This is a genomic window from Psychrobacter sp. 1U1, assembly GCF_051847535.1.
In the GTDB taxonomy this organism is placed as follows: Bacteria; Pseudomonadota; Gammaproteobacteria; order Pseudomonadales; family Moraxellaceae; genus Psychrobacter; species Psychrobacter saeujeotis.
The window spans coordinates 206,045-224,547 of the sequence record NZ_JBPYDD010000004.1 but is presented as its reverse complement, the minus strand read 5'-3'; the positions used below and the strand labels follow the sequence as shown (position 1 = coordinate 224,547).

At 41.6% G+C, this 18,503-nt stretch carries 14 protein-coding genes; 11 read left to right on the top strand and 3 right to left on the bottom strand.

Annotated elements, in window-relative coordinates; translation table 11 throughout:
- The first annotated feature begins 209 nt into the window (after positions 1-209).
- From ACS8FB_RS07630 to ACS8FB_RS07590, 9 genes are all read left to right on the top strand, one after another.
- Positions 210-1,730 carry a catalase gene (locus ACS8FB_RS07630; protein WP_439261855.1) on the top strand — a complete coding sequence of 507 codons (1,521 nt, stop codon included), beginning with the start codon at positions 210-212 and terminating at the stop codon, positions 1,728-1,730.
- Between the two features lie 248 nt (positions 1,731-1,978).
- On the top strand, positions 1,979-3,997 hold the full coding sequence (gene htpG, locus ACS8FB_RS07625) for a molecular chaperone HtpG (RefSeq protein ID WP_439261854.1): 2,019 nt from the start codon (positions 1,979-1,981) through the stop codon (positions 3,995-3,997).
- A gap of 211 nt (positions 3,998-4,208) precedes the next feature.
- A complete protein-coding gene (locus ACS8FB_RS07620; protein ID WP_439261852.1) occupies positions 4,209-5,714 on the top strand; it encodes a C13 family peptidase in 1,506 nt (501 codons plus the stop codon).
- A 216-nt stretch (positions 5,715-5,930) separates the two neighbouring features.
- Positions 5,931-6,821 (top strand): S-formylglutathione hydrolase, encoded by an 891-nt coding sequence (gene fghA / locus ACS8FB_RS07615; protein WP_439261850.1) that lies wholly within the window; start codon positions 5,931-5,933, stop codon positions 6,819-6,821.
- Between the two features lie 376 nt (positions 6,822-7,197).
- Complete coding sequence (locus ACS8FB_RS07610) at positions 7,198-7,446, top strand: TIGR03643 family protein (protein ID WP_439262134.1); 249 nt, start codon at positions 7,198-7,200, stop codon at positions 7,444-7,446.
- Positions 7,447-7,642: 196 nt separating this feature from the next.
- Positions 7,643-8,335: a ribulose-phosphate 3-epimerase gene (gene rpe, locus ACS8FB_RS07605; RefSeq protein ID WP_439261848.1), complete on the top strand. Its 693-nt coding sequence runs from the start codon at positions 7,643-7,645 to the stop codon at positions 8,333-8,335.
- 51 nt (positions 8,336-8,386) lie between these two features.
- Positions 8,387-8,737, top strand: a complete 351-nt coding sequence (locus ACS8FB_RS07600; protein WP_439261846.1) for a hypothetical protein — start codon at positions 8,387-8,389, stop codon at positions 8,735-8,737.
- A 127-nt stretch (positions 8,738-8,864) separates the two neighbouring features.
- Positions 8,865-9,176, top strand: a complete 312-nt coding sequence (locus tag ACS8FB_RS07595) for a hypothetical protein (RefSeq protein WP_299217542.1) — start codon at positions 8,865-8,867, stop codon at positions 9,174-9,176.
- A 173-nt stretch (positions 9,177-9,349) separates the two neighbouring features.
- A complete protein-coding gene (locus ACS8FB_RS07590; RefSeq protein ID WP_439261844.1) occupies positions 9,350-9,661 on the top strand; it encodes a hypothetical protein in 312 nt (103 codons plus the stop codon).
- 132 nt (positions 9,662-9,793) lie between these two features.
- Here ACS8FB_RS07590 and rpmG read toward each other — a convergent pair whose 3' ends face one another.
- Both rpmG and rpmB read right to left on the bottom strand, forming a co-directional pair.
- Positions 9,794-9,949, bottom strand: a complete 156-nt coding sequence (gene rpmG, locus ACS8FB_RS07585; RefSeq protein WP_010201403.1) for a 50S ribosomal protein L33 — start codon at positions 9,947-9,949, stop codon at positions 9,794-9,796.
- Between the two features lie 38 nt (positions 9,950-9,987).
- Positions 9,988-10,224 carry a 50S ribosomal protein L28 gene (rpmB, locus tag ACS8FB_RS07580; protein ID WP_075100488.1) on the bottom strand — a complete coding sequence of 79 codons (237 nt, stop codon included), beginning with the start codon at positions 10,222-10,224 and terminating at the stop codon, positions 9,988-9,990.
- A 488-nt stretch (positions 10,225-10,712) separates the two neighbouring features.
- On the opposite strand from rpmB, the gene ACS8FB_RS07575 reads away from it, so the two are divergent.
- Together ACS8FB_RS07575 and purU are read left to right on the top strand one after the other, a co-directional pair.
- Positions 10,713-16,388, top strand: a complete 5,676-nt coding sequence (locus ACS8FB_RS07575; RefSeq protein ID WP_439261842.1) for a beta strand repeat-containing protein — start codon at positions 10,713-10,715, stop codon at positions 16,386-16,388.
- A 202-nt stretch (positions 16,389-16,590) separates the two neighbouring features.
- A complete protein-coding gene (purU, locus tag ACS8FB_RS07570; protein ID WP_439261841.1) occupies positions 16,591-17,520 on the top strand; it encodes a formyltetrahydrofolate deformylase in 930 nt (309 codons plus the stop codon).
- A 50-nt stretch (positions 17,521-17,570) separates the two neighbouring features.
- On the opposite strand, the gene ACS8FB_RS07565 is transcribed toward purU, so the two are convergent.
- Entirely contained in the window at positions 17,571-18,335 is a 765-nt protein-coding gene (locus ACS8FB_RS07565; RefSeq protein WP_439261839.1) for a cytochrome C assembly family protein, read from the bottom strand.
- Between the last annotated feature and the right edge of the window lie 168 nt (positions 18,336-18,503).

The following is an 18,503-nucleotide window of genomic DNA, read 5'->3' as shown; positions in this document are numbered from 1 at the left end:
TCAAATTGAGTACCATGAAGGACCCATTTTATGTTAAGAGCCAATTTATGTTCTAAAAATCAAAACGGAAACATGCGTTTAATTTATTATACTAATAGTTGAAAATCGGTTCTAATAGGAATTAGTAAGACAATAAGTCATATATAAGTCATATATAAGATGCAATGATGGATGTCAGTCTCTAATTTATTCCTTAAAGGAGCCCTACAATGAGCGATAAAAGATGCCCTTATGATCCTACCCAGCTCACCATGAGCAATGGTGCCCCAGTGGTAGATAACCAAAATAGTATGACCGCAGGTAAGCGTGGTCCATTACTGGCACAAGATTTATGGCTTAATGAAAAGCTGGCTGATCTCAATCGTGAGGTGATTCCAGAACGTCGTATGCACGCTAAAGGCTCTGGTGCGTTCGGTACTTTCACTGTTACCAACGATATTACTAAATATACTCGGGCCAAAGTTTTTAGCGAAGTTGGCAAGCAGACTGAGATGTTTGCGCGTTTTAGTACCGTTGCAGGTGAGCGCGGGGCAGCCGATGCTGAGCGTGATATTCGTGGCTTTGCGCTAAAGTTTTATACCGAAGAGGGTGTTTGGGATATGGTAGGTAACAATACCCCAGTATTCTTTGTCCGTGACCCGCGCAAGTTTGCAGATTTAAACAAAGCGGTAAAGCGCGACCCACGTACCAATATGCGTTCTGCGACCAATAATTGGGATTTTTGGACACTATTGCCCGAGTCTTTGCACCAAGTGACTATTACGATGAGTGATCGCGGCTTGCCAGCTTCGTATAGGCATATGCACGGCTTTGGCTCGCACACTTATAGCTTTATCAATCGTGATAATGAGCGCTTTTGGGTGAAGTTTCACTTTGTCACTCAGCAAGGTATCAAGAACTTAACCGATGCTGAGGCCGCTGATATCATCGCAAGCAACCGCGAAAGCCATCAAGAAGATTTGCTCAATGCTATCGATAACGGCGACTTTCCAAGATGGAAAATGTATGTGCAAATCATGCCAGAGGTAGAGGCGGATCAAGCGCCTTACCATCCTTTTGATTTGACTAAAGTATGGCCAAAAGGCGATTATCCACTAATAGAAGTGGGTGAGTTTGAATTAAATAAAAACTCTGCCAACTATTTTGCAGATGTAGAGCAAGCGGCTTTTGCACCTAATAATCTTGTACCAGGTATCAGCGCTTCACCAGATCGCATGCTACAAGCTCGCTTATTTAGCTACGCCGATGCTCAGCGCTATCGTTTGGGCGTCAATCACAAGCAAATTCCAGTGAACAAACCACGTTGTCCTGTGACAAGTAACCAGCGAGATGGCCAAGGCCGTGCCAATGACAACTATGGTAGCCTACCGCACTACGAGCCTAACAGCTTTAGACAGTGGCAAGATCAGCCTGACTATGCTGAACCACCACTCAAGATTGATGGTTATGCCAAGCATTACGATTTTCGTGAAGACGACAGCGACTACTTTAGTCAACCACGCGCATTGTTTAACCTCATGAATGATGAGAAAAAACAGATGTTGTTCGACAATACTGCAAGAGCAATGGGTGATGCTCTAGACTTTATTAAGTATCGGCACATTCGCAACTGTAACTGGTGTGATCCTGCTTATGGCGAAGGCGTGGCCAAGGCGCTGGGCATGACCGTCGAAGATGCGATGGCAGCGCGGGATACAGATCCTGCACGTCATCTGCCTAGTTGTCTATAGACTGCAAATTGTATGAATTTATCTAAAAGTACCGCCTTAGAAAACTAGGGCGGTTTTTTTACGACTAATAATTGTTTTTAGGTTATTTGAACTTGAAATTTTTGCCCATGCCCCTATTTGATTAATCAGCCTAGCAGTATTTACCGCGCAGTTTTGTGCATAAGTTGCGCTCATCTGCTGGTACTTGATGTTCTTGTGATTAATCTATGCTGGCTACAGCATTTTTGGTATAAATAATAGGAGTTTTTATGAGTGAGCAGGCCCAAGCGGATAATAAAAATACGGATAATCTTAATGCTAATAGCAGTACCGCTACTGAAAGTACCCCTGAATTAAAAAAACATACTTTTGAAGCAGAAGTGGCGCAGTTACTACATTTGGTGACCCATTCGCTGTATTCTAATGCCGACATCTTTGTGCGTGAACTGGTCTCAAACGCCTCTGATGCTTGTGATAAGTTGCGTTTTGAAGCAACCAATGATGACAGCCTTTATGAAGACGATGGGGAATTAAAAATCCGTATCGCAGTCGATACCGATGCTAAAACCATTACCTTTACTGATAACGGTATTGGTATGAATGAAACCGATGCCATCGAAAACTTAGGAACGATTGCCAAGTCGGGTACCAAAGCATTTTTAGATAAGCTGTCTGAGTCGCAAAAGCAAGATGGTCAATTGATCGGACAGTTCGGTGTTGGTTTTTACTCAGGCTTTATCGTGGCAGATAAGATTAGCGTTGAATCACGTAAAGCAGGTGAGCCTGCGGATAAAGGTGTGCGCTGGATATCAGACGGTACTGGTAGCTTTACCGTTGAGACAATCAACAAAGCACAGCGTGGCACTGCCATCACTTTGCACTTAAAAGAAGAATATAGCGCAGGCGAAGACAATTACCTTGATCGCGGTAAAATCAAGCGTTTGGTCAATAAATACTCAGATCATATCAGCTTGCCCATTCAGATGCGTAAAGAAGTTTGGCAAGAAGATGTCGCTGATGACAGTGACGATTCAGAAGAAAACAGCGCACCTGCTGGCGGTGAAATGGTACTTACTGATGAGTGGGAAACCATCAACAAGGCTAGTGCACTATGGACGCGCTCAGCATCTGAGATTGAAGATGATGAGTACGTCGATTTCTATAAGAACATCACCTATGACATGGATGAGCCACTAACTTGGACGCATAACCGCGTTGAAGGCCGTGTACAGTACACGCAACTGCTTTATATTCCCAAAAAAGCGCCGATGAATTTGTATACGCGTGAGCAGCAGCATGGTCTTAAGCTGTATGTCAAACGCGTCTTTATTATGGATGATGCTGAGCAGTTGCTACCGATGTACTTGCGTTTTGTGAAAGGGGTTATCGACTCAGCAGACCTACCATTGAACGTCAGCCGTGAGCTGCTACAAGAGTCGCGTGATGTAAAATCTATCCGTGATGGTAACGCGCGCCGAATCCTCACCATGCTCGCAAGCCTTGCCAATAGCGAAGATAATGACAAGCAAGAAAAGTTCGCCCAGTTCTATAGTGAGTTTGGCGATGTGATCAAAGAAGGTCTTGGCGAAGACATGGGTAACCAAGAGCGTATTGCTAAATTGCTGCGTTATGCAACCAGCACTGACGATAAGGTTGCGACCAGCTTTGAGGACTACAAAGCGCGTATGAAAGATGGACAAAAAGCCATCTACTATCTAACAGCCGACAATTTGTCTGCTGCAAAAAATAGCCCACAACTTGAGCTATTTAAGAAAAAAGGCATCGAAGTTATTTTGATGACCAGCCGCGTTGATGAATGGGCGATGAACTTCTTGACGCAGTTTGATGAAACACCATTGCAGAACATTGCAAAAGGTGCGGTAGATTTAGGCGACTTGCAGGACGATGAAGAAAAAGCAGAGGCTGAGAAGGCACAAGAAACCATGAAGCCAGTTGTCGATAAGTTAAAAACGACGCTTGGTGATCGAGCTAAGGATGTCAAAGTATCGACGCGTCTGGTCGATAGTCCAGCTTGTTTGGTCGTAGGTGAGGGTGAGTTGTCGCCACAAATGATTCAAATGCTGCAGCAAATGGGGCAGGAAGTACCAGAGAGCAAGCCCACGCTTGAGGTGAACCCTGAGCACCCGCTAATCAAAAAGCTTGAGAGCAGCGAGCAATTTGATGACCTTGCGCAAGTGATCTTTGATCAAGCGTTATTAGCAGATGGCGGTCAGCTTGAAGATCCAGCGGCTTATCTTAAACGCGTCAATGAGCTATTGATGAAATAATATCTATTAATTGAATTAAAAAAGGTCTTGGTTTCAAGGCCTTTTTTTGTTTGATTTTTAATTCAGTATTTTATAGGGTATTTTACAAATCATGCTTATCGTCTTAGCTGACAATCCGTTACAATCGCGATAGATTAGCAAGATAAACTATGAGGTTATGTTATCAATATGATGGTAACCATTTGTCTCGACTAGATAGAGGTCTAAGTCTTTGCCACTCTCGTCGCTAAAAACCGTTTCCCTTCAGCGCTTTTCACTCAACTTCGCTGCCAATATTATTGCTGCTCTTTGGATGTTGGTAGGGTCAACGCGTGCGTTTTCTTGGGTAAAGCCAACATTTATACAATTTGTGCTATTTGCCTTATTAGCGTTAGGCAGCAACGTTTTATTTTCTTGGTTGGCTGCTGAAGCTGGTAGTGTCTTTAATGAGCAAGGATTGGTCAGTTATCTAATTTGGCCTGCTATTATCTCTTTGGTCGGTATCGTTCTGGCGCGGCGTTCTGGTAATCATACCTTGGTGTTTGTACCAGTGGTGCTATGGTTGGTAGCTGACACATTATCTGCGCTGCTGCAGAGCATCGTACAGGTTTTGGGTAGTCATGGGTGGTTACCGGATTGGAGCTATTCTTTTCTACCGATATTGTTTTTAGTGTTGTTCTTGTGGCAAACATTAGCATTGTTATGGATATTTGCCCGAAGACAGCGTACCCCCTGGTGGGAGCGCATTACTATTTTATTGGGAGCGGTAGCATTACTAACCATTTGGCAGCGTAATGTCGCAGATCAACCTATTTTTAAGCAGATACCCATACAGCCTGTGTTAGAGGAGGCAGCACTGTATGAGCAGCCACGTCTATTACAACAAGCATTAACAAGTATTGATCCAAATGTAGCTGGCAAGAATGACTGGTACTTTATGGGAGTGGCAGGGTTCTCTGAGCAAAACGTTTTTCGTTCTGAAATAAATAAGGTGCGAGAATTGTTTGATGTGCGCTTTGGCACTAGTGGTCAATCATTGGCGCTCATCAACAATACTTATAGCTGGCTGGACGAGCCAGTCGCGACTAAGACTAGTATTTTACAGGGATTAAAAACAATCGGTCAGCAAATGGATGCTGACGAAGATGTTCTATTCATGGCGTTATCTTCACATGGTGACCAAGACTTTATTCATTTATCTAACCCGCCACTTGAGATGGATAATTTAGATGCTACGTGGCTACGAGAGGCGCTTGACGCTTCGGGTATTCGCTGGCGTGTGATTGTAGTGTCCGCTTGCTACTCTGGTTCGTTTATTAATGAGTTGGCTTCGCCAACTACCGTGATAATTACTGCCTCAGCTGCTGATAAGATGTCGTTTGGCTGTACCAATACGGCTGAGATGACCTACTTTGGTCAAGCATTTTTTGCAGAAAGTTTACGTGAAAACACCAGTTTTGCTGCAGCCTTTAAGGATGCGCGTCTACGTGTTAGCGAGCGCGAAAACTTTATGGGCTTTGAGTCATCAGACCCGCAAATGGTCGTCGGTAGTTTGATGGAGACAGCATTACCAGCGTTTGAAAAAGTATTGTTTGATAAAACGCGCTCCTCGGTAGAGCATCTTACTAATAATACGGAAGCCAGCGGCGCAATGCTTGAAGATACTATTAATAATAATGCCATCAATGATGATGCTATCAATAGTAATAAAAGCACTGCTATGTCCGGCGCAAAGTAATGAATAAGCGTCATTTTGTTTAAGTCATAGTAGCGATCTACTATGCTCGCCACTATTATCATCTTATGTGATCGCGCGTTTGATTTTGCTCACAATGACGTATCTTTCGTTTTACTTATCACTACGTCCGTCATTTCTGAAAATGTTATCATTGTCTTATTGGTTGACGCGATAAAGCATGATTTATTTTAAGTTCAATAAAAAAGGATAGTCATTATGAACAATTCTTATAACAACAGTTTATCTACTAATACTCAGCTCACACAAAAAAGCGTGAATCGCTGCTTTGATGGCGAACAGCATTATTACAGTCATCAATCGACAGCGACCAAAACGTCAATGACGTTTAGTATCTATTTGCCAGATGAGGCGCTAGCAGGAAAGGATTGTCCTGCCATCTTATATCTATCAGGTTTGACTTGTAATGCTGACAACGTCACTCATAAAGCGCATTTTCAACAAAGATGTAGCGAGCTTGGCATGATATTTATCGCGCCAGACACTTCTCCTAGAAGTAGCGAAGATGATGACGTGCCAAACGATGAGCGTTATTTTGTTGGTCAAGGCGCAAGCTATTATGTCGATGCAACTTGTGCGCCATGGGCTAAAAACTTTAACATGCAAAGTTATATCGTTGATGAGTTATATGATCTGCTTCGTTCTGAGTTTCCTATTAGCAGTATCGGTGTCACAGGCCATTCTATGGGTGGTCATGGCGCATTATTACTCGGTTTTAAATTTCCAAGTAAGTTTGTCAGTGTGTCGGCATTGTCTCCAGTAAGCGCGGCCAGTGAGTCAGCATGGGGGGAGGCCGCTTATACAGAATACTTTGGCGATGACAAAGCGCAGTGGACGCAAGCTGATGCAACGCAAACGATCAAAAGCGTCGGTCGTAAGTATTCAAGTCTCTTAGTTGACCAAGGTGCCGCTGATAACTTCTTAGCAGAAGGGCAGCTACAAACGCCTAAGCTACAAGAAGCTTGTGAAGAGGCCAAACAGCCGTTAACACTACGCTATCAAGCAGGTCACGATCACAGCTATTACTTTATCCAAACCGTAATCAATGATCATATTGAACATCATTGGCGCATGGCGCAGCTGAGTTAGTTACTTACTTACCTTTATCTCTAAATTTACTCTAAACTATTATTTATAAAGCAGTTTTTGTGACTGTACTGTAGATAGATGGCTTAGCGGATAGTTCAACCAAGCTCCATTATTGATGTAAAATAGAGCTTGGTTAAATAAATGCTTCATGCATAAAAGGTAAGAGTTTATGGTATATCATCAAGCGTCATCCATAGGTGAGCGCTTAAATAATCAGCAGCATGTTCAATCATCACTTGCTACTATGCAGGCTGACATAGATACAGCTTTACGAAAAAAACAAGCAACCAATAATAAGGCCAAAGACACGCTTAGATTAGATATTGTGAGCTCAGATCAGTTGCAGTCAAGATCAGATACTCTAGCGGTTGATAAAATACTGGATGCCGCGCAAATATCACGTGTGATAGAGATGGCATGGGAAGATAGAACGCCTTTTGGCGCTATAGAGCACACTTATGGACTTAGTGAAGCTAATGTTATCAAGTTGATGCGTCAACAGCTAAAACCCTCATCTTTTCGTTTATGGCGTCAACGTGTAACCGGTCGCGCCACTAAGCATGAAGCAAAACGATCTTTTGAAGTAGGCCGTGCCTATTGTAAAACCCAATACAAGCCACGATAGTAGTTTTAAGACAGCAATTTTAAAGTCATCAGTTTTAGAGGTATAGTTTTCAAAGCATAAGCTTTCAAGACATTATTTTTTAGAATAGAAAGTTTATCGGTTTATCTAGCATTAATAATGTTGAGGTAAGCCTTCTCGTTTTTATCAATTTACCAAACTTATCAATTCATCAAAACATTAACTAGGTAGCTCAATTATGATTAGCCCGTCTAAACAATATCTAATCGCCCCTTCAATACTATCTGCTGACTTTGCGCGTTTGGGCGAAGAAGTGGATACTGTCTTAAAAGCGGGAGCCGACGTCATACATTTTGATGTAATGGATAACCATTACGTACCGAACCTGACCTTTGGTAGTATGATTTGTAAGGCGTTGCGTGATTATGGTATTGATGCACCCATTGATGTACATCTGATGGTTAGCCCAGTCGATGGTATGATTGAGCAGTTCTTGGAGGCGGGCGCTAGCGTTATTACTTTTCATCCAGAAGCTAGTGGGCATGTTGATCGCTCCTTGCAACTAATCAAAGATGGCGGCGCGAAATGTGGTTTGGTACTAAACCCGGCTACGCCACTGCATTATTTAGATTATGTGATGGATAAAGTCGACCAAATTTTACTGATGAGCGTCAATCCTGGATTTGGTGGGCAGTCGTTTATTGAAAGCACACTAGATAAGGTGCGCGAAGTCCGTCAGCGTATTGATGCGAGCGGCCATGATATTAGATTAGAGGTCGATGGTGGTATTAAAGCGAGCAATATTCGTGCTATCGCTGAAGCTGGTGCGGATATGTTTGTGGCAGGTTCTGCTATCTTTAATCAAGATGATTATCAAGCTGCTATCACGGCCATGCGTCAAGAGTTGTCTTTAGTAAATAGCGCAAACTAGCCGTCATAAAGATACTGGTAAGAATATTTTTACCTCACATAAGGGTATATTATGGATAAGCCAACTTCACCAGTAACAAGCGATAAGAATTCGCCTGACAAGCAACAAAAACGCAGTTTAGTACCCAAAGGAATCACCATTGGCCTAGCAGTATTTTCGTTGATACTAAGCCTTGCTGGATATGGTTTTCGCTTAATGGTGGGGGATGATGTCGGAGACGTGTTACGCCATGCTGCGGTGATAGTCCCTGCTTTTGTAGTTGGTATTCCGTTACTTTTTTGGCTTGGCGCGCGTGTATTTAACAAGGTTAATGGTACTGACATTGCAGGCTGGAATGCGATAAGTCTAGGTTATCTGACTTCCTGTATTGCAATGTTATGGTTGATGGGTACTTATAGTTAGATTTCATACCATTTATAGGTTTTTATCATTGTTAAGTCATGATCTTAGGGCGGGTCCTCATTTTTAGCTTATCAGAGGTTCACTCGTTCAGATTGAGGATATACCCTAGTCTTGACTGGAATTTTATATGCAAATTATGCCCACCCGTATTGCGAATATTATTTACCCAAAAGATCTGCCCAACGTTTTGTTTACCAGTCTTATCATTGCTTGTCTATTATTAGGATTGGCGTCGTTAAGTCATGGTACAGGGTTGCAAGGCTGGTTACACGTTTTTGAAAGCTGGCTATTGATGCTCATTATTATACCTACTGCTACTGCCACCATTGCTTTACCTTTCAAATACCGTGATCCAGCGTTAGAGCTTAAGCTGATGTATTACCTTGGTATGTTTGTCGCTTTGCTATTTACCTTAGCAAAGTTACGCTATTGGCGTTAATTAGTGGGCTAGTATAATCCCTTTGAATGTTTGTTATTGCACAGGAGTTGCATTATTGCCCTTGAATTATAGCGTCGAAGCGTCCATTGTATGAGTATGATACATTTACTCATATTGTCCTGAGACGAAAAATTCTATGCAACGATGAGACAGTATAATTGAGGACATATTAAATGCCATACGATATCGATAATGAGATAGAAGTAGACAACGACAACCAAGATAAGTTTGCAGGATTTGGTAAAGAAACGACTCTTGAATTGGTAGAAAGTGATGACGGCAGATTGTTGTTACGTGATGCTGAGCAGGACGACATCCCATTGATGACGATTGATTTTTCGGACAAGCTCAAAGAGCTGCTCGGTAGTGATACTCAAGCGATCGGTCAACATATGATTCATGCTGCGATTCAGGTCATCATGCAAAAACAGATGAGTCAATGGCATGCGCATGTTTATGATAAAGAACCCACGCATTATAGTTAGGGTTTAGATTATTAAATGCGCCATGAACGAAATTAAAGCAGTTTATTCATAAAAAGCTAAATTACAGACCATAAAAAAGGGTTTATCAATTGATAAACCCTTTTTTATGGTCAAATAATAAGGCAATCACTATTACTTGATTTTTGCTTCTTTAAAGATCACGTGCTGACGTACTTTAGGATCAAACTTTTTGATCTCCATTTTGCCAGGCATTGTGCGCTTGTTTTTGGTGGTAGTGTAGTAATACCCAGTACCAGCAGTCGATACCAACTTGATTTTATCTCTCATGATAGCTTTCCTTTAGATGGTGGTGATAAGCGCGTGGCTTAAACTTTTTGACCTTGTGCGCGCAAATCTGCTAACACTTTATCAATACCAACTTTGTCGATGATGCGCATACCTTTGGTAGACACACGTAGACGAACAAAACGGTTTTCTGACTCTACCCAAAAACGATGGTTATGAAGGTTTGGTAGAAAGCGACGACGGGTTTTGTTGTTTGCGTGCGAAACATTATTACCCACCATAGGGCGCTTTCCAGTCACTTGGCAAACTCTAGACATGGCGAACTCCTAATCTATGCGGTATGAGGGATTCTCATACCAGTCTGGGCAAGTTGCGCGTATTTGCGGCATGGACACAGCAAGCAGCAGCTTTGCACCAAACAAAACTATATGAAGGTTGAGCTGGTTTTACTGTCATATAAAGGCAAATAACAGAGTGACCAATTCAGAAAATTTTAAAGCCGACATTTATACCATAAAATCATTAAATACTCAAATCATTTTACGATAAACATCGTCTTATAGAAGCGTCATTATACCTTGAATTGACACTGCTATGTGATTGATTACTTAACTTATAGGTATAATTTTTAGTTGTAAGTTACAACAAAAGTCAGTAAGGTTACCGTTATAATTTTAATACATTATATATATAGAGTAAACAGAATGTAACTTTATCTATTTTTATTATGCATTTATAGATTGGGTACGATTCTTGCTCGTATTTTTGAACATATCTTAGCTGATTCGGATTCGGAGTCCAAAACATGTCACATAGCTCGCTACCTTTTACTTCTAAGCTGTTTCAACTTACTTCTTTGACTTGTGCATTGGCATTAGCAGGTTGTGGTGGAGGGGGTGATGGTGACACAGTAGATTCTGTTGCACCTGCACCTGATTTAGGTATTGAGCAGCCAGGATCAGGTGGTAGTAACGGGGGTAATGGGAATAATGGTGGGGGCGAACAAGTTCCAGATACTGAACCTGATTTCTTTTTGCAAAAGCTTACTACCTTACCATCCATTATTGAGCTATCGGATGAAGAAACTCTCTTTACTGTTACTGTTAAAGCCGTTGAGAAAAACTCTGGTGGAGCAATGGTTGGCAAAGCAGTTACTTTAAAAGTAAATGACTCTGAAACCAACGGCATTACTATCGAAGGTCAGAGTACTCAAGCTACCGATAATGACGGTAATGCTGTATATACGCTCAAGCTCAATCCGCAAGCAGTTGATGACAAAGACGAACTGATAAATAAAGGCTTTACTTTATTGGCTACTGCTGAGAAAGCAGATGGTACAGCTGTTGCACCGCAAGAGTTGAAGGTTTCAGTAAGCAAAGAAGGCAGTGGCGATGGTACACAAGTCACTGAAAGTAAGCTTGAAATCACCTCTTCATTAAGCACAATTTCAGTTTCTAATAATACTCTAAACCCTTATGGAGATAATGCCCAGCTGACTGTCATTGCTAAAAACAACAATGGTGCTCGTGTTCAAGATGTAAAAGTTGGACTCGGTATTGATAGTATTAAGGGTATATCTATCGTAGGGGGTAATGGTAAAGTTACTGATGCTAATGGCATGGCAACCTTTAATATTAAAATAGAAGAGAATATTTGGACAGATGAAGATGCGGATAAGCTTGAGGCATTGCAAGAAGAGCTTACTGCATTGCTCGAAGGTGAAGGAATTGCATATGCTATCAGTATCCAAGAGCAAAATGGTGCTACCAAACAAGATACAGGCTATTTACCTATAGCGTTGCCTGTATCTGACTATGAGTTAAGCATGACCAATAGCGCAGAGCCACTTAGTGCTTATGGTGATACACAACAGCTGACTTTTACTGCTAAGCCAAAAAATAGTAGCGTATCAACCAATATTAACGGCGCTAAAGTCACTGTCAAGCTTAATGATGCACCTAATGGTGTGAATCTGGCAACCAATCAGCTGACTTTAGATGATAAAGGTCAAGCGACTGTTGCGTTGACGATAGCACCTAACCTTAAGGAGTCTATACGAAAAATGCTCGCTGAAGATGGCATCAGCTATACAGTGACATTGTCGGAACCCAATCGTTCAATCACTCCTAAAACATTTAAAAGTTCAGTTGAAATACCAGTTGCAAAGAACGTAGTGAGTTTTGAAGGAAGTGACAAAAAACAAATCTCAAGCTCTGGTGGTAGTGCAGTGATTAGTTTTAGAGTCAATAGTAAAAATGGAGGAGCAGTAGCCAATCAATTGGTTTCAGCGACTCTACCAACGGCTTTGACTAGTAAAGGCTTATTGACTATTGACGGTAGTGCTGAACAAGCTACTAATGATAAGGGTATTGTAAGCTATATAGTGCGTGTACCTTCAGGACTGAATGAAGCACAAAAATTATCATTAGAAAAAGCGGCAAGCTTTGTCTTAAGTATTAACGCTGTGGAAGATTCTGGCGTTAGCAGTACGGCAAGTAGTAAAAGCATTACTATTGGCTCGGACATTGGACAAAGTGATATAACATTGACAGCCAAAAGCGTACCAGCGATCGTTAGCGTCTTAGATGAGCAGTTTAAGCTACAGGTTATTGGTAAACGTAAAGATGGTAGCGCTGCAAATGCTCGCTCAGTAAAGCTAATTATCAATAAAGGCGCAGGCGTAACTATCGTTGGTAATCAGCAGGATACTAACGATGCTGGCGTAGCGACATTCACGGTCAAAATTGATCAAAGCTTGACAGCCGCTCAGCGTGACCAATTGATAAAGTCTGGCATCAGTTATACTGCTGTCTTAACTGATGAAGATGGTACTCAAGCCAAAATTACTCAGGCCATCAAGGTTGAACAACCAGACACCAGTATTGAGTTCGCCTCTATTACTACCCCAACGATTAGCGAGCTTGGTGGTAACGGTAATATTAATATTAGGCTGACGTCTAAAGGCAATAAAACGCAGGCCGTTGCAAACCAAAAAGTTAATATTCAACTAGGCGCTAAAGCACAAACTTATGGTGTCACTATTGCTCAAGAGACGGCGACCACAGATTTCAACGGTGATGCAACTTTCGCCGTTCAAATACCAGATGACCTAACTGCCAAGCAGCGCGCTGATCTCAAAAGTGTTGGAATCAATTATCAACTATTTTATGTTGAAAATAATATTACTTATAAGTCTGAAATACAGAAAGTTAATATCGTTACTCCTACCGTTTCTCTAAACATTTTGAATGCAACAAATAATATTGATAACCAAGCAGGCTATATTCTTAATAATGCTGGTAGTGTTGCTAAAATACAGGCTCAGCTCAATAACCAGTCATCTGGCGAACAAGTAGCCAATCAACCAGTCAAACTTACCCTCGACGATAAGTCGTTGGCAAGTTTATTAACCATCAATAATCAAACTGGCTCATCAAATATTGTTGCTAATACAGATAACAATGGATTGGTTGATTTTAATGTTGTGGTAGGAGGCGGATTAACAGATGCAGAAAAAGAGGCGCTTAGCAAAACAGTATTAACTGCTACCTTAACAGAAACATTAACTGGAAAGCAGCAGCAGGTCAAAATTAAAGTACAATCTATGACCGCCGCTATCTCTTTACTAGGCAGTGCATTAAAACCACTTAATTTAAATGGCGGTGAGAGTCAGATTGAGGTTATTGCAAAGGATAGTAAAGGCAATATTGTAGATGGACAAAAAGTATTCCTTGCTCTTCCAGCCTCTATTGTTCGTCAAGGAGTTGCTTTGGTCTCTGGTGGTAACCAGACCACTGACAACTCAGGCAAAGCGACATTTAGCATTGCTGTACCCAACGACTTAACCACTGAGCAAAAGGCGGCTATTGGTAGTAGCTTCGTCGTGGGATTATCAGCTGCTGACTCTAGTAGTAATATCGCTACGCAAACCGTTACCGTTAACACCGTTACACCAACGGGTACCAAAGAGAGCTTGAGCATTGGTGCAAACAAAGTAGTTAACACTCAAGGGGATACGTTCAAAGTCTTTGTACGCGTGACTGATAAAAAAGGTAGTATCGCAGGACGTGAAGTGCGCTTAAATGTCGATGATCCTATTAAGACTGGCGTGAGCATTGCTAATGGCAAAGCCACGACTAACAACGATGGCGTCGCTAGTTTTGATCTTACACTCACAGACGGTGCTAGCGTCAACCAAGCTATTTTAGAAGAAGCTGGTATTCGCTTAACTGCCAAGACAACAACTGTTGAAAAAGTTGAGTTGGAGCAAAACTACATTGTAGCTGTAGATTCTACTAGTATTGATAGCTATCAAATTCTAGCTTCTTCTGACAAACCTACTTTAAACACCGGTGGCGATCAAACTAGCGCCACTTTCCGCGTAACCGATAGCAGTGGTGGTATCTTAGTAGGGGTGCCAGTTCAATTAAGTATAGAAAACTTAGCAGCTAGCGGCGCTGCTCTATCTACGCCAAGCATGGTAACCACTGATGCTAGCGGTTTGATAAATGTTGGTGTGTTACTAACGGCTAATAATGTCAATGCACGCCTTAACCATAGTGTCGTGATTAACGCCAAAATCGTCACGCCGCAATATGACGAGGATGGTAATGTTAGTATGCAAGTGCGTGAGGAGAAGTCGTTAAGCTTATCAGCAGTTGGCACAGAGATTACGCTTGCTGCGTCAGCAACTCAGCTTGCAGATGGTGGTAGTACAGTTATCACTACTACGTTAATAGACGGAGCAGGCTTGCCCATTGGCAATGCTAATATGGAGCTAGTAAATAGTGATGGAGAAGTTATTACTAATGCTACTATTACTAATGCTAACGGAGAAGCCAGCTTCAACGTTCGGGAAACTGCTTTAAGCTTTGATAATAATGGTAATCTGCGAGTATTTGCTAGGGCAGTAGGCGAGCGTCAATTAATTACGCAGCGTAGCGCCAACAGTATCGACCTCGTCAAAATCTCACGTGCAGGTATCAGTTTTGTCGATATCAAAGAGTTTTACGACGTAAATGAGCCTCAGACGGTCAGCATTCAAGTCCGTACTGATACTGCAGAACAAGCGGCAGCTCTTATCGGTGAAGCAGTAGAGGTGCAAACAACATTAGGCAAGTTTACTAATAATACCGTTATTACTACTAAAAACATTACAACTAGTAATATCAACGGCAATATCATTACAGTTCCTGTCACTTTAGAGTCGCAATTTGCAGGTACGGCTGTACTGCAAGCAAGAGTGCTAAATATATTTAGTAATGGTACTAGCGGCGGGCTAAAGTACCAAACAACAGTAGATACTCGTTTTAGAGCGACAACGCCTGCAAAAATGCTGTTCCAAGCAGTAAAATCCGTTATTACCCCAGGCGGTAGCACTGAAGTTGTTGCTACGGTTAAGGATAGAAATGATGTTCCTGTAGAAGGTCAAACGGTCGTCTTTAGCCGGGCTGCTGACTTATCAGCTGGTCGTCTATCTGCAGCTACAGCAGTGACTGATAGCAAAGGTGAGGCGCGTGTGGTGTATCTAGCAAACGCCAGCTCACCTATTGGCGGCGTTATAGTCAATGCGCGCTTATTGAATGACAATGCAGGAATTGGTACCAAAGAGGCGAAGATTACGGTCTCAGAAGAGGCGGTCTATACTACCCTAGCGTTCAGTAATAAGTTATCTTCTGACAATATCTATTACACAGTACAGGGCTCAATCTCTGTTATGGATGGTTCGGGCCGTGCGGTCACTGATACCGAAGTATCGATTAAGTCTTATGCTATCGAATATGCACAAGGCAGAGTATGTCTATTAGATAGCAATATTTCTTATACAGACTTAGGTTTTATAAACAGTACCTTTACTGAACAAGTACCGATTATATTTGAATCTAGCTGGAAGCCTACAGAGGATCCTGACTATAACTATACCTTAGATAAAGATGATGATATCAACAATAATGAAAGTCTAGAGACCATTAATCCAGTCGCTATCATTGGTGGTCAAGTATCAGACGATGGTTATTCGTTTATCACTGATAAAGAAGGTCGTGCTGATTTTCAGATTCGCTATCCTATTCGCTACTCGAACTGGGTGAAAGTACGTTTTGATGCCTCTACATTCTTAAACGGTAGTGAAAACACACAAAGTATTAATTATGGTTTGCCATATCTAGCAGACGATCTGAGAGTTGAAGGATCGAACTTGTTTAACCCTTGGATAGGTGGTAGCAGTCCATTTGGCACTGGCGGAGCTACTTGTGTTAACAGTATGAGCGTAAGCGTTAACGATCAGACTAACAAAACCACCGTATCTTTATCCCCTTATCAACCAGGCTACGCCGTTTCCATTAACGGTGTGCCTAGTAATCCTCCAAGCACAAGTACTGAATCCTTCTTTGTAGATTTTGATCAAGCATTTGATATAGGCTCTACAATTGATGTTAGTAATAATGGTTTTAGTTTCTCAAGAGTGCTTAAAGTTGATTAGTAGTTAACAAATATTGTTCAAGTAATTAACATTTAATAAAACCCCCAACCTCGCGTTGGGGGTTTTTACATTCATACATAATCTCAATAACGAAATACATTCAGCAAAAAGTGGTAAAAACAATTAGAATAGTGAATTTGCTACGCTCTTAGTGGTTATTAAAATACAAAAAGCAATTATTCTATTTTAGGTTGGGTGCTCTATGTCAGATACTGAAACGACGACTTCATCAAGTGCTTTATCGCACGCTGTGTCTAATGCATCATTCCCTCTCGATGCTATTGATACCGCTACATTATTGATTAAGTGCCGCGATCAAGCAGGCATTGTACAGGCAGTATCAGAATTCATTCATCGCTATGGCGGCAATATTATCTCCCTTGACCAATACTCTACCGCTCATGAAGGCGGGCAATACTTTATGCGTCTGGAGTTTGCATTAGCAGGTTTAAGTGAGATTATTGAAAACTTTGAGGCCAGCTTTGCACATACTGTTGCCAAGCGCCACAACATGACTTGGCGTCTACATGACAATGCAATTAAGACGAAAGTTGGTATCTTGGTATCGAAGTTTGATCATGCATTATTAGATTTGTTATGGCGTCATCAGCGAGGTTTGCTCGATTGTCAGATTACCTCGATAGTGAGTAACCATCCTGACTTGCGCCAAGCGGTCGAAAACTTCGGTATACCGTTTCATCATGTACCAGTGACTAAAGATAATAAGGTAGAGGCAGAAGAGCAGATTCATACATTGATGGCAGGTAATGATTTGTTAGTATTGGCGCGTTATATGCAGATATTATCATCTGACTTTATCGAACGCTGGCCGATGCAGGTTATCAATATTCATCATTCGTTTTTGCCCGCATTTGTGGGGGCTGACCCATATCGTCAGGCTTATGAAAAAGGCGTTAAGCTGATTGGAGCGACTGCGCATTATGTCACTGCGGAGCTTGATCAAGGACCCATTATTGAGCAAGATGTGCACCGTGTGACTCATCGCCAAAGTGTGATAGAGTTACGTGCTATTGGCCGTGATATTGAACGCAATGTATTGGCTCGCGCTGTAAATTGGCATGTGCAAAACCGAGTTATAGTGACAGGTAATAAAACAGTGGTTTTTAATTAAAAAAGATTGTCGGTAATTGGTGATTAAATAGTTTTGATAAAGAGAGTGTTTTATAACACCAGCTCTAAAACAAACTTGCTACCAACGAAGCCCACTGCTAATAAGATAAAAGCATAAAAGGTAATGTTAGCCGCTCGCTTGCCACGCCAGCCTGCGCGCCAATGACCTATCAATAGTACGCCAAACAATATCCATGACAGCAAGCTAAAGACTGTTTTATGTACAATGTGCTGTGCCATTAAATCTTGTACGTAGATAAAGCCAATGCCTAGCGCAATGCTTAGTATGATAAAGCCTACCAATATCATATCGAACAATAGGCTTTCCATGCTTTGTAGAGGCGGTAGTTTGTTCACCCAAAAGCGATGAATGGTGTGGTGTTTAAGTTCACGGATCTGCAGACGTAAAAATAGCGCTTGTAGGGCAGCCATTAGCAGGACACAATAGGCGGCCAGTGACAATAAAATATGTGCTTCAAGTCCGATGCTTACATCAGTTAACGGTTGATAGGGTGCGCGGCCAACATAGCCTATCGTCATGCCGATAAGTGCCGACGGCGCCGCTAAAATACCGAGACTAAGAATAGGGCGATACAGGCAAAAGAGTACGTAAAAGAATAAGAAAAATAGACTGATGAGACTGATTATATTAAATAGGTTAAAATTTAATCCATATAACGTAACGACATACGGGTACAATAGCGCGGCATGGGCAAGCATACCAACGGTTAATAAACCTAGGCTTAAACCCTTATGTATAAGGTGATTTTTTGTCAGTGCCCAACTGATATGGATACTGACCAATATATAAGCCATACTGGCAACGATAAACACAAGGTGCACTGGTAAAAAACCTCATCCCATAATGAGCGCAAAATCGCCGCTCAATTTATTGCTAAAGTGGTATTATTAGAATAATCGTTCAATTTATCATAAAATGAAGGCTAATTGAGAATCATCTTCATTATTCTTTATGACTATTAA

Bases quoted from the DNA above. Each gene is read 5' to 3' on its own strand.
- ACS8FB_RS07600 (WP_439261846.1), top strand. From the start codon at position 8,387: ATGGATAAGCCAACTTCACCAGTAACAAGCGATAAGAATTCGCCTGAC.
- ACS8FB_RS07565 (WP_439261839.1), bottom strand. From the start codon at position 18,335: ATGGCTTATATATTGGTCAGTATCCATATCAGTTGGGCACTGACAAAA.
- rpmG (WP_010201403.1), bottom strand. From the start codon at position 9,949: ATGAGAGATAAAATCAAGTTGGTATCGACTGCTGGTACTGGGTATTAC.
- ACS8FB_RS07575 (WP_439261842.1), top strand. From the start codon at position 10,713: ATGTCACATAGCTCGCTACCTTTTACTTCTAAGCTGTTTCAACTTACT.
- fghA (WP_439261850.1), top strand. From the start codon at position 5,931: ATGAACAATTCTTATAACAACAGTTTATCTACTAATACTCAGCTCACA.
- rpmB (WP_075100488.1), bottom strand. From the start codon at position 10,224: ATGTCTAGAGTTTGCCAAGTGACTGGAAAGCGCCCTATGGTGGGTAAT.
- rpe (WP_439261848.1), top strand. From the start codon at position 7,643: ATGATTAGCCCGTCTAAACAATATCTAATCGCCCCTTCAATACTATCT.
- ACS8FB_RS07595 (WP_299217542.1), top strand. From the start codon at position 8,865: ATGCAAATTATGCCCACCCGTATTGCGAATATTATTTACCCAAAAGAT.
- ACS8FB_RS07590 (WP_439261844.1), top strand. From the start codon at position 9,350: ATGCCATACGATATCGATAATGAGATAGAAGTAGACAACGACAACCAA.
- purU (WP_439261841.1), top strand. From the start codon at position 16,591: ATGTCAGATACTGAAACGACGACTTCATCAAGTGCTTTATCGCACGCT.
- ACS8FB_RS07630 (WP_439261855.1), top strand. From the start codon at position 210: ATGAGCGATAAAAGATGCCCTTATGATCCTACCCAGCTCACCATGAGC.
- htpG (WP_439261854.1), top strand. From the start codon at position 1,979: ATGAGTGAGCAGGCCCAAGCGGATAATAAAAATACGGATAATCTTAAT.